General features: G+C 60.6%; 12 protein-coding genes. 7 read left to right on the forward strand and 5 right to left on the reverse strand.

Features of this window, described 5'->3' with window-relative positions:
* Nucleotides 1-34 precede the first annotated feature (34 nt).
* The gene (locus ABD819_RS18235) at nucleotides 35-961 is read left to right on the forward strand and encodes a bestrophin family protein (RefSeq protein ID WP_345126578.1); all 927 of its coding nucleotides are present in this window, start codon (nucleotides 35-37) and stop codon (nucleotides 959-961) included.
* Between the two features lie 189 nt (nucleotides 962-1,150).
* On the opposite strand, the gene ABD819_RS18240 is transcribed toward ABD819_RS18235, so the two are convergent.
* Nucleotides 1,151-2,080 (reverse strand): helix-turn-helix domain-containing protein, encoded by a 930-nt coding sequence (locus tag ABD819_RS18240; protein WP_345126579.1) that lies wholly within the window; start codon nucleotides 2,078-2,080, stop codon nucleotides 1,151-1,153.
* Between the two features lie 261 nt (nucleotides 2,081-2,341).
* Here ABD819_RS18240 and ABD819_RS18245 point away from each other — a divergent pair, with 261 nt between their 5' ends.
* On the forward strand, nucleotides 2,342-3,874 hold the full coding sequence (locus ABD819_RS18245; RefSeq protein ID WP_345126581.1) for an aldehyde dehydrogenase family protein: 1,533 nt from the start codon (nucleotides 2,342-2,344) through the stop codon (nucleotides 3,872-3,874).
* Between the two features lie 177 nt (nucleotides 3,875-4,051).
* Nucleotides 4,052-4,453 carry a DUF779 domain-containing protein gene (locus tag ABD819_RS18250; RefSeq protein WP_345126583.1) on the forward strand — a complete coding sequence of 134 codons (402 nt, stop codon included), beginning with the start codon at nucleotides 4,052-4,054 and terminating at the stop codon, nucleotides 4,451-4,453.
* 166 nt (nucleotides 4,454-4,619) lie between these two features.
* Here the strand turns inward: ABD819_RS18250 and ABD819_RS18255 are convergent, their stop codons facing one another.
* From ABD819_RS18255 to ABD819_RS18265, 3 genes are all read right to left on the reverse strand, one after another.
* Nucleotides 4,620-5,090, reverse strand: a complete 471-nt coding sequence (locus tag ABD819_RS18255) for a MaoC family dehydratase (RefSeq protein WP_345126584.1) — start codon at nucleotides 5,088-5,090, stop codon at nucleotides 4,620-4,622.
* A gap of 72 nt (nucleotides 5,091-5,162) precedes the next feature.
* Nucleotides 5,163-5,399 carry an SDR family NAD(P)-dependent oxidoreductase gene (locus tag ABD819_RS18260; protein ID WP_345126587.1) on the reverse strand — a complete coding sequence of 79 codons (237 nt, stop codon included), beginning with the start codon at nucleotides 5,397-5,399 and terminating at the stop codon, nucleotides 5,163-5,165.
* 44 nt (nucleotides 5,400-5,443) lie between these two features.
* Nucleotides 5,444-6,763, reverse strand: coding sequence for a family 1 glycosylhydrolase (locus ABD819_RS18265; protein ID WP_345126589.1), 1,320 nt, complete (start codon nucleotides 6,761-6,763; stop codon nucleotides 5,444-5,446).
* A gap of 209 nt (nucleotides 6,764-6,972) precedes the next feature.
* Here ABD819_RS18265 and ABD819_RS18270 point away from each other — a divergent pair, with 209 nt between their 5' ends.
* The 4 genes from ABD819_RS18270 to ABD819_RS18285 all read left to right on the forward strand — a co-directional run bounded on the left by ABD819_RS18270 (nucleotide 6,973) and on the right by ABD819_RS18285 (nucleotide 11,050).
* A complete protein-coding gene (locus ABD819_RS18270) occupies nucleotides 6,973-7,599 on the forward strand; it encodes a bifunctional 4-hydroxy-2-oxoglutarate aldolase/2-dehydro-3-deoxy-phosphogluconate aldolase (RefSeq protein ID WP_345126591.1) in 627 nt (208 codons plus the stop codon).
* A 148-nt stretch (nucleotides 7,600-7,747) separates the two neighbouring features.
* Complete coding sequence (gene dgoD / locus ABD819_RS18275; protein WP_345126594.1) at nucleotides 7,748-8,896, forward strand: galactonate dehydratase; 1,149 nt, start codon at nucleotides 7,748-7,750, stop codon at nucleotides 8,894-8,896.
* A 255-nt stretch (nucleotides 8,897-9,151) separates the two neighbouring features.
* The gene (locus tag ABD819_RS18280; RefSeq protein WP_345126596.1) at nucleotides 9,152-10,165 is read left to right on the forward strand and encodes a 2-dehydro-3-deoxygalactonokinase; all 1,014 of its coding nucleotides are present in this window, start codon (nucleotides 9,152-9,154) and stop codon (nucleotides 10,163-10,165) included.
* Nucleotides 10,166-11,050, forward strand: a complete 885-nt coding sequence (locus ABD819_RS18285) for an SMP-30/gluconolactonase/LRE family protein (RefSeq protein WP_345126597.1) — start codon at nucleotides 10,166-10,168, stop codon at nucleotides 11,048-11,050.
* Nucleotides 11,051-11,452: 402 nt separating this feature from the next.
* Here the strand turns inward: ABD819_RS18285 and pbpC are convergent, their stop codons facing one another.
* Entirely contained in the window at nucleotides 11,453-13,846 is a 2,394-nt protein-coding gene (gene pbpC, locus ABD819_RS18290; protein ID WP_345126600.1) for a penicillin-binding protein 1C, read from the reverse strand.
* Nucleotides 13,847-14,007: the final 161 nt, after the last annotated feature.

The raw sequence follows: 14,007 nt of genomic DNA on the forward strand, positions 1-14,007 counted from the left end.
CGTGCCGGCCAAACGGCCCGGTCCTCGTTACTACATGATTATCTACAAATCGACCGATTGGTGGGAAGCCCTGCGGCACCTGCGCTCCTCGGGCATCATCCGCCTGCTGCTGAAGCGGGTGCTGCTGGTGGGTCTCTACGCCACGGCTGTCACGGCCTTCTTCATCCGGTTCGATAAGATGAATATCCAGGTGGATAAGGAGTTTTTCTCCTTTATGGGCATTATGCTCAGCCTGCTGCTGGTGTTCCGGACCAACACGGCCTACGACCGGTTCTACGAAGGGCGCCGCCTCTGGGGCCAGCTCGTGAACAACTGCCGCAACCTGGCCGTGCTGCTCCACGCCCGCCTGCCCGCCACCGACTACGCCACCCGCACCTACTTCGCCAGGCTGCTCGCCAACTTCCCCATTGCCCTGGATGGCCATCTGCGCAAAGGCGTCCGGTTCGAGAAGTTAGAAGAGGCCGACACGGGCTTCATCGAGCGGCTGCGCGGGGCCGACCATGTGCCCTCCCGCCTGTCGGCGCTGTTGCAGGAGCTGTTCGAGCGGCTGCTGCGAGAGGACATTCTGCTGCCCGCGCACCTTATTACCCTCCAGCGCCACCACGAGGGCCTGCTCGACGTGGCCGGGGCCTGCGAGCGGATTAAAGCCACGCCCATCCCGTTTTCCTACAGCTACTTCATCAAGGGTTTTATCACGGTTTTTGTCCTGATAATGCCGTTCAACCTGCTCGATACCTACCAGTACCTCACCATTCCCATCACCATGTTCGGGGCCTACGCGCTGCTGGGCGTAGAGATGATTGGCGACGAAATTGAGGACCCCTTCGGCAAGGACAGCAACGATTTGCCCCTCACGCAAATGGCCAACCGCATCCGGGCCAACGTGCACGAAATTCTGGGCGTAGAGCTGCCCGAAACCGTGAAAGGCCTGGCCGACGCGCCGTACAGCGTAGTGTTTTAATCGTATGTCATTGCGAGCGTAGCGAAGCAATCCGTCCTGTTCTCAGCGACAAACCCCAAAATGTAACAGGCCCCATTGCTGCGCAGCAATGGGGCCTGTTACTTTACAGCGTGTCTAATTTTTACAGGATGGATTGGCGCCGCTTGATGCGCGGAATGTCGGGCCTTCTCGCAATGACGGATGGCCAGATTACGCCACCAGCTGCTTCCGATACGTCCCCGGCGTCACGCCCTCATACTTCTTAAACAGTGCCTGGAAGTACGACAGGTTGTTAAATCCCGCCCGCAAGCACACCTCGGCCACGCTGGCCAGCGGGTGGCGCAGCAGGCGCTTGGCCTCGCCCAGCCGCTCCCGGATGATGTACTCGACCGGCGTAATCCCAAACTCGCGCTTGAAGACCCGGAAGAACGTGGCCTTGCTCATGCAGGCCAGCGCGCTGAGCTTGTCGATGGTCAGGCTTTCGGCCAGGTGGTCTTTGATATAGCCCACTACGGCGGCGAAGCGGTGCGTGGTCAGGTGCCGGGCGTAGTCGTGGAAAATGAGCTGGCGGGCCTGCGTCTGCATGAGGCGCACCAATAGTTCCTGCAAGGTGAAGCCGGCCAGCACATCCTTGTTCACGTCGGTAGTGCGCGCCACGGCCACCAGGCGGCCCAGGGTATCGGTCAGCTCGGGGGTGTTGGTGAGGTGGGCGTAGTCGGGCTGCTGCAGCGACCAGGGCTGGTGGGTTTCGGCGCGGGGGTACCGCTCGTTGAGCAGGTCCACGGTGTGGCGGATGGTGTCCGGCGCGATGACTACGGCCAGGCACTGGGTGGGCTGGCAAAGGCAGGCCTCGGGGAAGTCAATTTCCATCAGCTCGTCCTTTTCCACCACCACCGACTCGCCGGGCAGGTAGTCGAAGGCCGGGCGGTTGGGCAGGTGCATCACCTTTTTGCCGCGCAGCATGGTGGTCAGGGCCAGTCCTTCGAGGCGCAGGGGCACGCGGTGGGCAGCGTGGTGGGTTTCAAACACGTTCAGCTCAAAGCCATCGAGGGCGTACACGGTGCGGTTTTCGACGAGGCTGTGCAGGCGCTCGGGGGCGAGCGGGGCAACGGCGGCGGGCAGGTGAACGCGCGTGGGCATGGGTGGGATGGGTTGTAAGCGTGGGCTAATTGAAAGGCCGGTCATGCTGAGCTTGCCGAAGCATCTGTAGTGCAGCAGTAATCAACATCATTCAACTAAGCGGTAGAGATGCTTCGGCAAGCTCAGCATGACCGACTTTTTCGGTGCTACAAGTTGCGATTATTCCCGCACACTTTAAGATAATACCACAATCGATTGAAGGGTTATTCAAAGACCTTTACCATCTGACTAACCCACTCAACCTTTACTTTTTACAACGTCATGGCTGAAACCCTCGAAGAAACCACCACTCTGGTGGCACGTCCCAAGTTCAAGTCGCATTACGACAATTTTATTGGCGGTAAGTGGGTGGCCCCCGTCAAGGGTCAGTACTTTGAAAATCCTTCGCCAATTGATGGCAAGGCCTTTTGTAAAGTAGCCCGCAGCACCAAAGAGGACATTGAGCTGGCCCTCGACGCCGCGCACGAAGCCTTCAAAACCTGGGGCAAGGCCTCGCCCACCACGCGCAGCAACGTGCTGCTGAAGATTGCCGACATCATGGAGGCCAACCTGGCCCACCTGGCGGCCGTGGAAACCGTGGAAAACGGCAAGGCCATCCGCGAAACCATGGCGGCTGATTTGCCGCTGGCCATCGACCACTTCCGCTACTTCGCGGGCGTGATTCGGGCCGAAGAAGGCTCGGCCACCGAGCTGAATGAAACCACGCTTTCGCTCGTCATTCAGGAGCCGCTGGGCGTGGTGGGCCAGATTATTCCCTGGAACTTCCCGCTGCTGATGGCCACCTGGAAAATTGCGCCCGCCCTGGCCGCCGGCTGCTGCGTGGTGGTGAAGCCCGCCGAGCAAACCCCCGCCAGCATCATGGTGCTCATGGAGCTGTTGCAGGACGTGATTCCGCCCGGCGTGCTCAACGTTGTGAACGGCTTTGGCCTGGAAGCCGGCAAGCCCCTGGCCAGCAACAAGCGCGTGAACAAGGTAGCCTTTACCGGCGAAACCACCACCGGCCGCCTCATCCTGCAGTACGCCGCCGAAAACATCATTCCCGTGACCATGGAGCTGGGCGGCAAGTCGCCGAACATCTTCACCAAATCGGTGATGGATGCCGACGACGACTTCCTGGATAAGTGCCTGGAAGGCGCGGCTATGTTTGCCCTTAACCAGGGTGAAATCTGCACCTGCCCTTCGCGTCTGCTCATTCACGAGGACATTTATGAGGCCTTCATGCCCCGCCTCATCGAGCGCGTGAAAGCCATCAAGCTCGGCCACCCGCTCGACCCCAGCACCATGATGGGCGCGCAGGCCAGCAACGACCAGTACGAGAAAATCCTGAGCTACCTCGAAATCGGCAAGGCCGAAGGGGCCGAAGTGCTGACCGGCGGCGAAGCCCACCGCGACCACGCGCACGACGAGCTGACCGAGGGCTACTACATCCAGCCCACCATCTTCCGCGGCCACAACAAAATGCGGATTTTCCAGGAGGAAATCTTCGGCCCGGTGCTGTCCGTCGCCACGTTCAAAGACAACGACGAGGCCATCGAAATGGCCAACGACACGCTCTACGGCCTCGGCGCCGGTCTCTGGAGCCGCGATGCCCACGAGCTCTACACGATGCCCCGCGCCATTCAGGCCGGCCGCGTGTGGGTGAACTGCTACCACGACTACCCCGCCGGCGCGCCTTTCGGCGGCTACAAGTCCTCTGGTTTTGGCCGCGAAAATCACAAGATGATGCTCGCCCACTACCGCCAGACCAAGAACATGCTCATCAGTTACAGCAAGCAGAAGCTGGGCTTCTTTTAAGCCGGATTTGGCTGATTAGCCAGCACACCAGAACGTCATGCTGAGCGCAGCCGAAGCATCTCTACCGCGCCGTTGGAAATCGTAATCCAACAACGAAGCGGTAGAGATGCTTCGACAAGTTCAGCATGACGTTCTTTTTTTGCGTTACACCATTTTCTGACCTGTTTATCTTCCAATATGCCCACGCCCCGCGTCCTAGTCACCACCGCCGCTGAAGCCACCATCGATTTGCTGCGCGATGAAAACGGCCCGCTCATGTTTCACCAAAGCGGCGGCTGCTGCGACGGCTCCTCGCCGATGTGCTTTGCCAAGGGCGAATTCCGCATCGGCGGCAACGACGTGTGGCTGGGCCAGATTCACGGCTGCGACTTTTTTATGAGCACCAGCCAGTTTGAATACTGGCAGCACACCCAACTCACCGTTGATGTGACCAAAGGCCGGGGGGCCAGCTTCTCGCTGGAAATCCCGCTCGGCGTACGGTTCCTGATTCGCTCGCGGCTGTTTACCGAGGAGGAATCGAAGGATATGGCGCCGGTGCGGGTAGGGGAGGAGTATCTGGAGGAGCAGGCAGCAGCTTAGGTTTTTGGATTAAAGGTGTCGGCGCAGGAAATATAGAACGGTCATGCTGAGCGCAGCCGAAGCATCTCTACCTCATTACTAATTCAATCAACAGGATTAGTTGCGCAGTAGAGATACTTCGGCTGCGCTCAGCATGACCGTTCTATTTATTTCTTATGCAATGAGCTTACGCCTCCTGAAAGTGGTAGAGAAACGTAATCACGCCCGTGTACGCGGGCTTTTTCACGCCCTCAATTTCCAGCGTTACGCCCACCCGGGTTTTGGCGATGCCGCGCAGGTTGGCCACTGAAAGCAGGCTGGCGCGCAGGCGAACCTGGCTATTCACGGTCACGGCCTGGTTGAAGCGCAGGCTTTCGATTTCGTAGTTGACCTGCATTTTCAGGTTCTCAATTGCCACTATTTGGTGCCACAAATAGGGCAGCAGGGCCACCGTGAGGTAGCCGTGGGCAATGGTGGCCTGAAACGGCGACTCAACCTGCGCCCGGGCCGGGTCGGTATGAATCCACTGATAATCCAGGGTAGCAGCGGCAAACTGGTTGATTTGCTCCTGCGTGATGGTGTGGAGCTCGGACACGCCCAGCTCCTGGCCCACGCAGGCCTCCAGCTCGGCGAGGTTGTGGATAATTACTTTACTCATGAACGGCGGATGATGTGCGAATTAAAAAGGGTCGCAAACATACGCTGTTCCCGCGCCATTGAGCGGCGGTAATTAGCGGGGGCAGGCCACGGGGGTTCTGGCGAATGTTGGCCTCCCCCGGGTGCCGGGCGTGAACAGACCGCCTATGGCGGGAGTCCCGGCTGCCTGTACTTCGGGCACGGCGGCGGCGAGGGTTGCCTGGTTGTAGTCGGCCAGCACAATGCGGGCTCCTTTCCTGGCGAGGCGTTTGGCCGTAGCCAGGCCAATGCCGTCGGCCCCGCCCGTGATGCCATAAAATCGGGTTGGCATGCGGGAAAGGTTGTAGCGTGGACTCCGCAAGCCTATGCTACAGGTTAGGAAGCATCGGTCGAAACCGTGTTGACCGCTGCGGTGGAGGGGTCGGCACTAGCGGTTTTTACGTCCTGTTTCTGCTCCTGGGCCCAGTCGCGGTGGCTATCGTGGGGCATCACAATGGGCACTTGCAGGCAGACGCTGTGAGCGGGCAGCACCTGGTTCCAGTCGGCGATGAGCTGCTTGTAGGCCATGCCCACGGGCCGGATGTTGCGGTCGAGGTCGTAGAGGCCCAGCGGATTCACATTGTTGTTGGGTTCGCGCAGGGCGGTGTCCCAGTCCACCTGGTCGGTGAGGGAGTACCAGGTGAAGCCCACGATGGGCACGCCGTCGTTGCGCACGCGCAGCACGTTGGCCCACTCTTTCCAGAGCCAGTTCACGGCCTCGTCGCCGCTGGGGCCCTGCCAGAGGTTGGTTTCGGTGTGCATCACGGGCAGGCGGTAACGGTCGTAGTACTGGTGGGTAATGGTGTGGTAGCCAAATATTTCGCCCGAGGCGCGGGTGCTCCCATCGGGAGCCACGCGGTGCTCATTGGTCTGGTAGTAGTCGTTGCCCATGATGCAGTGCCGTTTCAGGTTGTTGCCCAGAAAGAAGTGGTATTCCTGGCGGGTCATGCCGTTGTCGGTCAGGTACTCATACATCTCGGAGTCGACACGCCGGCCGTAGTTCAGGTCCAGCGATAGAAACCGACGCGAATTCATGATTTCAGCGGGCTTAATCGCGGCCGGGTTTTCGGCGTGGAAATACTCCGACGACTCGCTTTGGATGAAAATGGCATCGGGCCGGATTTCCAGAATGGCTTTCATGGCCAGCACGTTGGCCTTCACAATGTGCTTGAGCGCCGTCACGAAGCCGAGGTCGCTGCTCAGCTGCTCGTTCCACCACCCAAACATGGCCGAAAACTGCGCGCAGATGAACATCTCGTTCACCGGCGTGTAGAGCTGCACCCACGGAAACCGCTGCGCAAACGCCCGGGCATACTGCGCGAACAGCACCGGGAAATCGGGGTTCTGGAAGTTGCCAATCCAGTCGGGCACCCCAAAATGGCACAGGTCGACAATGGGCGCGATGTTGCGCCGCAGCAAATCCTGAAACGTGAGGTCGGCAAAGGCCCAGTCGTATGTATTCGGCCCCAGAAACGTGCTGTGAATGGGCGGCCCGTAGCGCAGAAACCGGATGCCCAGCTCATCAACCAGGTCGAAATCCTTCTCCCAAAGCTGGTAGTGGTTGCATTTCTCCAGCTCATCCACGCGCAGGGTGCCGTTTTGGATGGTGGGGTTGCTGTTTTCGATGCCGGTGGCGAAAAGGAACTGAGGACCCATGGGCGTGAGGTGACGCGCCCGTGGTAACGGCCGCAATGGACAGGGAAATGAGGTAACTACGGGGCAGACCGACCAGCCGGACTATTCCATTCGCGCCCGCCGCGCTGCACGGTAGCACGGACTAAAAGTCAGCGCTACGCGCCAACCTGGATTCGCGGTTATACGTTGTCGGGAAGCCGTAATGATGCGCGCCACCCCCTGAATTTCCTATGAAGATGCTCGCCCACCTGCTCACCCACAAGGTTATCGCCATCGTGCGCGGGGCCAATCCCAAAGACCTGCTCCGCATTGCGCAGGCCCTGCACGCTGGCGGCGTGCGCGCCATGGAAGTCACGCTGAACTCGCCCGGCGCACTGGCCTCCATCGAAGAAATTGCCGGGGCCATGGACGATGATTTCCTGGTGGGAGCCGGCACCGTGCTCGACCCCGAATCGGCCCGCGCCGCGCTGCTGGCCGGGGCCAGATTCATCATTTCGCCCACCCTCAATAAGCAAACCATCCGCATGACCAAGCGCTACGGGGCCGTGAGCATCCCCGGCGCGTACACGGCCACGGAGATTCTGAAGGCCTACGAATACGGCGGCGACATCATCAAAGTATTCCCGGCTTCGGGGGTTGGGCCAGGGTACTTCAAGGACGTGGCCGGGCCGCTGCCGTTCATCCCGCTCATGCCCACGGGCGGCGTTTCGCTGGATAATATTCGGGGTTTTGCCGATGCCGGGGCCGTGGCTTTCGGGCTGGGCAGCTCGCTGGTTGACACCAGGCAGGCCGTGACGGAGGAGTACCTGGCGCAGCTTGCGGAGAAGGCCCGGCAGTTTCGGACGATAGTGGGGTAGGGTAGAGAAAAGTCATAAAACGATAGAGAAACGGTCATGCTGAGCTTGTCGAAGCATCTCTGCCGCTTCGTTGAATCGTAAGGATTAGTCACGCGGTAGAGATGCTTCGACAAGCTCAGCATGACGGCCCTTTATTTAACCTCAACCAATGAAAATCATCCGCTTCGAACTCTTCCAGGTGCCGCCGCGCTGGCTGTTTCTCAAAATCGAAACCGACACCGGCTTCATCGGCTGGGGCGAGCCGGTGATTGAGGGCAGGGCCGCCACCGTGGCCGCCGCCGTGACCGAGCTCATGGAGAACCTCATCGGCAAAGACCCGCTCAATATTGAAGACCATTGGCAGGTGATGTACCGGGGCGGCTTCTACCGGGGCGGCCCGATTCTGATGTCGGCCATCGCCGGCATCGACCAGGCGCTGTGGGACATCAAGGGCAAGTACCACGATGCGCCAATTCATCAGCTGCTGGGCGGGCCGGTGCGCGACAAAATGCGGGTCTACTCCTGGATTGGCGGCGACCGGCCCGAGCACGTGGGCGCGGCGGCGGCCGATATGGTGGCCAAAGGCTTCACGGCCATCAAGATGAACGCCACCGACGAAATGGCCTACGTCGATTCCTATGTGAAGATTGACGCCGTGCTGGCCCGCGTGGCGGCCGTGCGCGCGGCCGGCGGGCCGGGCCTGGGCATTGGCATCGATTTCCACGGCCGGGTGCACAAGCCCATGGCCAAAGTGCTGGCCCACGAGCTGGAAGCCTACCGCCCCATGTTCATCGAGGAGCCCGTGCTGCCTGAGAACAACGAGGCCCTGCGCGAAATCGCCCGGCACACCAGCATTCCCATTGCCACCGGCGAGCGCATGTTTTCGCGCTGGGATTTCAAGCAGCTGCTCATCGACGGCTACGTCGACATCATCCAGCCCGACCTCTCGCACGCCGGCGGCATCACCGAGTGCAGGAAAATCATCAGCATGGCCGAGGCGTTCGACGTGGCGGCCGCGCCGCATTGTCCGCTGGGCCCCATTGCGCTGGCCGCCTGCCTGCAGGTGGATGCCAGCTGCCACAACGCCTTCATCCAGGAGCAGAGCCTGGGCATTCATTACAATAAGGAGAATGATTTGCTTGATTACCTGGTCGATAAATCGGTGTTCGACTACGAGGCCGGGCATTGCCGGATTCCCGCCGGGCCGGGGCTGGGCATCGATATAAACGAGGACTACGTGCGGAGCCGCGCCGCCATCGGCCACAACTGGCACAACCCCATTTGGCGCAATGAGGACGGCAGCGTGGCGGAATGGTAGGGAAGAAAATTAAAAATTAAAAGTGAAAAATTAAAAATGGCCTTCACAAAGGACGTTTTCGGTTCATCTTCTTCTGATTTTGGCGGTAGTCTACAGCCAGGTGCGGTCGGAACGCGCCACGGCGCGTTCAATCGTTGAACAATCGGAGGCGAACCGGCGCAGACGACAGGCTCGCCGTGGCGCGTTCTGACCGCGCCTGGCCTTGGACCACCGCCCTGATTTTTAATTCATCATTTTTAATTTTTAATTCCAAAAATGAAATCCACCACCTTCCTCAGCTGCGACTGGGGCACCTCCGCCTTCCGCCTGCGCCTCGTGGAGCGCCAGTCGCTGAAGATTCTGGCCGAAACGCATTCCAAGGAAGGCAACGCCGCCACGGCAGCGCTGTGGCAGCTGCCCGGGCAGCCGCCCGGGCAGCCGCCCGGGCAGCCGCCCGGGCAGCGGGTAGCCTTCTACCGGGCCATACTTGAGAAGCATCTGACGAAGCTGGAAGCGACGGTAAAAACGTCATTGGATGAGGTGCCGGTCGTGATTTCGGGCATGGCCTCATCCACCATCGGCATGCTGGAGCTGCCGTACCGGGCGCTGCCTTTCGCGGTTGATGGGTCGGATTTGCTCACCAGGACGATGGCCGCGACAGCCGATTTCAGGCATGAGATTTTGCTGATTTCAGGGGTGAAAAGCGCCGATGACGTGATGCGCGGCGAAGAGGTGCAGCTCGTCGGCTGTCGGTTTGAGCATACGGAGGAAGAGGAGCTTTTCTTGCATCCGGGCACGCACGCCAAGCATGTGCTGGTGCGGCACGGGCAGGCGGTAGCCATGAAAACGTACATGACCGGCGAGTTTTTCTCCCTGCTCTCCACCAACGGAATTCTGGCCGCATCGGTGGAAGAAGGCGGCAAGCTGGACGAGGGCCAGAACCGCCAGTGGTTTGAAAAAGGTGTGCAGGACAGCCAGCAGGCCAATCTGCTGCATAATACTTTTCTGGTCCGCACCAACGACTTGTTCAAAAAAGCCAGCAAGCGGGAGAATTACTTCTACCTGAGTGGCCTGCTCATCGGCAGCGAGTGCCACGACCTGCTGGCCAACCGCCCTGCCCGCATCACCCTGGCCGGCGAGCCCGCGCTGCTGGCCCTGTACGGGGCCGCGCTGCAAAAGCTGGGTATTGCCGACAAGTGCCCCATCCGCATGAAATCGGCCGAAGAAGTGACCCTTAACGGTCAGTCCATCGTACTCCAACAGCAGCTTCTCACCGCAAAAAAACCGTAAATGGCACCCGCCCTCCACGCCGAATCCATCCTGCCCGCGCAGGCCGCGCTGGGCGAGGCCGCGCTCTGGAATCCGGAAACGGCGCAGCTGTACTGGGTTGATATCGAAGGGCGGGAGCTGCACGTTTTCGACCCCGCCACGGGCGAGGACCGGCATTATTTCACCGGCAAGCGCATCGGTACGGTGGTGCCCATGCGCAACGGCAACGCGCTGGTGGCCCTGCAAACCGGCATCTACAAAATCAACCTGACCACCGGCCAGCTCACCCGCCGCGCCGACCCGGTGACGGACGAATACCTGCGTTTCAACGATGGCAAGTGCGACCCGGCCGGCCGGTTTTGGGTTGGTACTTTCGACCTGATGCAGCGTCCCCACGTCGGCACCCTCTACCGCCACGACCCCGATGGCCGCACGCACGTCATGCTGCGGCGCATCACCAATTCCAACGGCATCGCCTGGTCGCTCGATAAAACCACGATGTACTACATCGACACGCCGACGCTCGCCGTGCGGGCTTTCGATTACGACAATGCCACTGGCGCTATTGCCAACCCGCGCGTCGTCATTCGCTTCGAAGAAGGGACCGGCTGGCCCGACGGCATGACCCTCGATGCCGAAGGCAAGCTCTGGGTGGCCCTGTGGGGCGGTGGGGCGGTGCACCGCTACGACCCCGCCACGGGCGCACTCCTTCAGGTGGTGCTGGCGGCCGCGCCGTTCACGTCGTCGTGTGCCTTCGGTGGGCCGGGGCTGAAAACCCTGTTCATCACCACTGCCCGGGGCGGCCTTACGCCGCAGCAGTGCCAGGAATTCCCACTCAGCGGCAACGTATTCGCCATCGAGCCGGGCGTGGCGGGCGTGCCGGCCTGCTTTTTCGGTGGCCAGTAAGCGCACACGTTCCGCTAGCCCCTTTATACACTCAAAAGACCTTACGCTGAGCGTTTAATCGGGTACGCTGAGCGTTTAATCGGGTACGCTGAGCGTTTAATCGGGTACGCTGAACGTTTCGGAGCGCTGCGCTTAGCCTTTAATCGGGAGCGCGGAAGCTTTAGTGGGATAGGCGCGGCATTCGGAGGGGTGAGCGGCGGGTTTTGCCACGCTGGGAGGCTGTCTAAGGTGGTTTCCAAGTCCATGTACAGAGTTAAAAGTTGAGAGTTAAAAGTTAAAAATGAGGCGTAGTGGGTTTTAACTTTTAACCCTCAACTTTTAACTGTTTTCAAAAATGTACACTGACTCGGAAACTGCTCTAAGGTGGGTTTTAGCGTAGTTTCAGGAGCCCGCACTCCCAGGCTACAGTTCCGCCACTTGCAGCTGAATATCCACGTTGCGCCCGTGGTCGTCGGCGCAGGAGATTTTCACCGCTCCGCTGGGCGGCCGGAAAAACACCCGTTCGGTGGCCTTTGCGGCGCGTAGAAACCGGTCGTTCACGTACCAGAAAACCTGGCGCACCTCGCTGCCCGCCGCGCAGCTGAGCAGCATTTGCTGCTTCTCGCCTCGGTTCAGCACGTACTCGGCATGGTCGAGGGGCGAGGTGATGGCCAGCGCTACGCCCGCGCCGTTCTCATTGCCGCGCACCAGCTGGCAGGCGGGGTTGTGCGCCGGCAGGCGGCTGGATGGCAGCCCCTGCGTTTCGCGGAAAGCCAGCACTTCGGGCAGCGGGTTGGGGAATAGCTGCCGCCGGAAACCGGCCGCCGGCACGCAGGCCCGGCAGTAAACCATGGCCCCATCGGCCGAAACCAGGGCTTCCTTCCGGTGCTCGCAGCGCCGGGCCGACGACGTGCCGGGCAGGTAGTAATCAATCAGCTGGTTGGGGCAGTGCTCGCCGGGCACGAGGCCGGTTTCGGTGCAGACCAGCCGGAAATCGAGGGTGGCAGGCGGCGTGGCCCAGTTATTGGGCGAGTTGTAGGCGAGGGTGTTGAACAGGTCGAACAGCAGGGGCGAGGCCACGTCGGCTCCGGTCAGGGCCGGGCTGCCCTGCCCACTGAAGTTGCCCACCCACACCCCAATGGTGTAGTCCTGGTTGTAGCCAATGCTCCAGGCGTCGCGCCGGCCGTAGCTGGTACCGGTTTTCCAGGCAATTTTGGGGAGGTGGCGGCTGTTTTCGTAGCCCATCGGCAGGTCGGGCCGGGTGCGCTGGGCCAGGATGTCGGTGATGAGAAAGGCGGCGGCGGGGGAGACGAGTTGAGAATTAGTAATTAATAATGAAGAATTAAGAATTGGAGCTGGGCCAGCATTTTTTCTCTTAGAACTTATTCCAAGGCGCTCATTTTTAATTTTTAATTCTTCATTTTTAATTAAAGCCAAAGGCGCATGGCGCCCCCCATCGGCCAGCGCTGCGTACAGCCCCGTCAGCTCTTCCAGCGTGGCCCCGCAGCCGCCCAGGACGGTGCTCAGGCCCAGGTGCGGCGCGGCTTTGGCCACACTTTTGAAGCCGGCCGCCCGCAGCTTATCGGTGAAAACGGGCACGCCCACCTCGGCCAGCACGCGCACGGCCGGGATGTTGAGCGAATAAGTCAGGGCCCGCTCCACGGTCACCTCGCCGGCGCAGCTTTTGTCGAAGTTCTCGGGGCGGAAACCACTGAAATTGGTGGGCACGTCGGGCAGTTTCAGCTTGGGCGTCACGATGCCGCGGTCCACGGCCAGGGCGTAGAGAAAGGGCTTGAGCGTGCTGCCCGGCGAGCGCACGGCCCGCACGCCATCGACCTGGCCCTGGCTGGCGGCATCCTGAAAATCAGCCGAGCCCACGTACGCTTCCACGGCGCGGGTGCGGTTGTTCACCACCAGCACGGCGGCCTGCGAAATGCCCAACTCGCGCAGGCGGCGCACGTAGTTTTTGGTCAAATCCTCGGTCTTGGCCTGGGGGCCGCGCCGCAATGTGGACTGGATGATGGCCTGGCCAGGGAACTGCGTCACCAGCCGGCGCGCCAGGTGCGGGGCCAGCGTAGGGGCGGCGTGGCGCTGGGCATCGAGTGGCTCATTCAGCGCATCGGCAATATCCTGATTCGGGAACAAATGCTGCTGCTGAAACTGCCGCAGCCAGCGGTTCCGTTCGGCTACTATTCGGTCGTTATTCTTGCCCAAAACCAATATGCGGGGCTGGTTGGGAATAATAGCCAGCGTCACGGTCTGGGCCAGCGATAAGTAACTGGGCGGCTGCTGGAAATAGAGCAGCGCGGCCGATTTCACGCCTTCGATATTGCCGCCGTAGGGCACCAGGTTCAGGTAGAGCTGCAATATTTCGGCCTTGCTGTAATGGGCTTCCAGCTGCGTGGCGCGCAGCATTTCCAGTAATTTATTGCCGAAGGTGCGCTCCTTGGGTTCCAGCAATCGTGCCACCTGCATGGTGATGGTGCTGGCCCCGGTGGTGCGACCGGATTTGAAAATATTACGCCCGGCGGCCTGCACTATTGCCACGGGATTTACGCCGAAATGGTAGCGGAAATACTGGTCTTCCTTATGAATAATGGCCTGCTGCAAAGCGGGGGTGATTTCCGCCAGCTCGGTTTTCATCCGCCACTTCTGGGTAGGGTTGAGGAAGGCGTGCAGGACGCTGCCATCGGCGGCCAGCACGATGGGGGAGTAGCGCGGCGCGGGCGGCAGGGGAAACAGGCGGTCGAGGGCGAATAGCAGCAGCAGTCCGCTGACCGTGCCAGCTAGCGCCCGTAGCCATCTTCTCTTTCTCATGTCTGAAAAATACACGCTGAAATAATATCGCTCGCTGCAGCTGCTGGCCGCCGGCACTACGCCGCTGGCCGCTGGCCGCAGTTTAGCGCGCAGCGCATAACTGCTGGCCGATGGTAAGGCGAGTTTGCAACTCGCTATTGTGCGGCCTGCCGAATCGTAAT

It is taken from the genome of Hymenobacter antarcticus, from assembly GCF_039539545.1.
In the GTDB taxonomy this organism is placed as follows: domain Bacteria; phylum Bacteroidota; class Bacteroidia; order Cytophagales; family Hymenobacteraceae; genus Hymenobacter; species Hymenobacter antarcticus.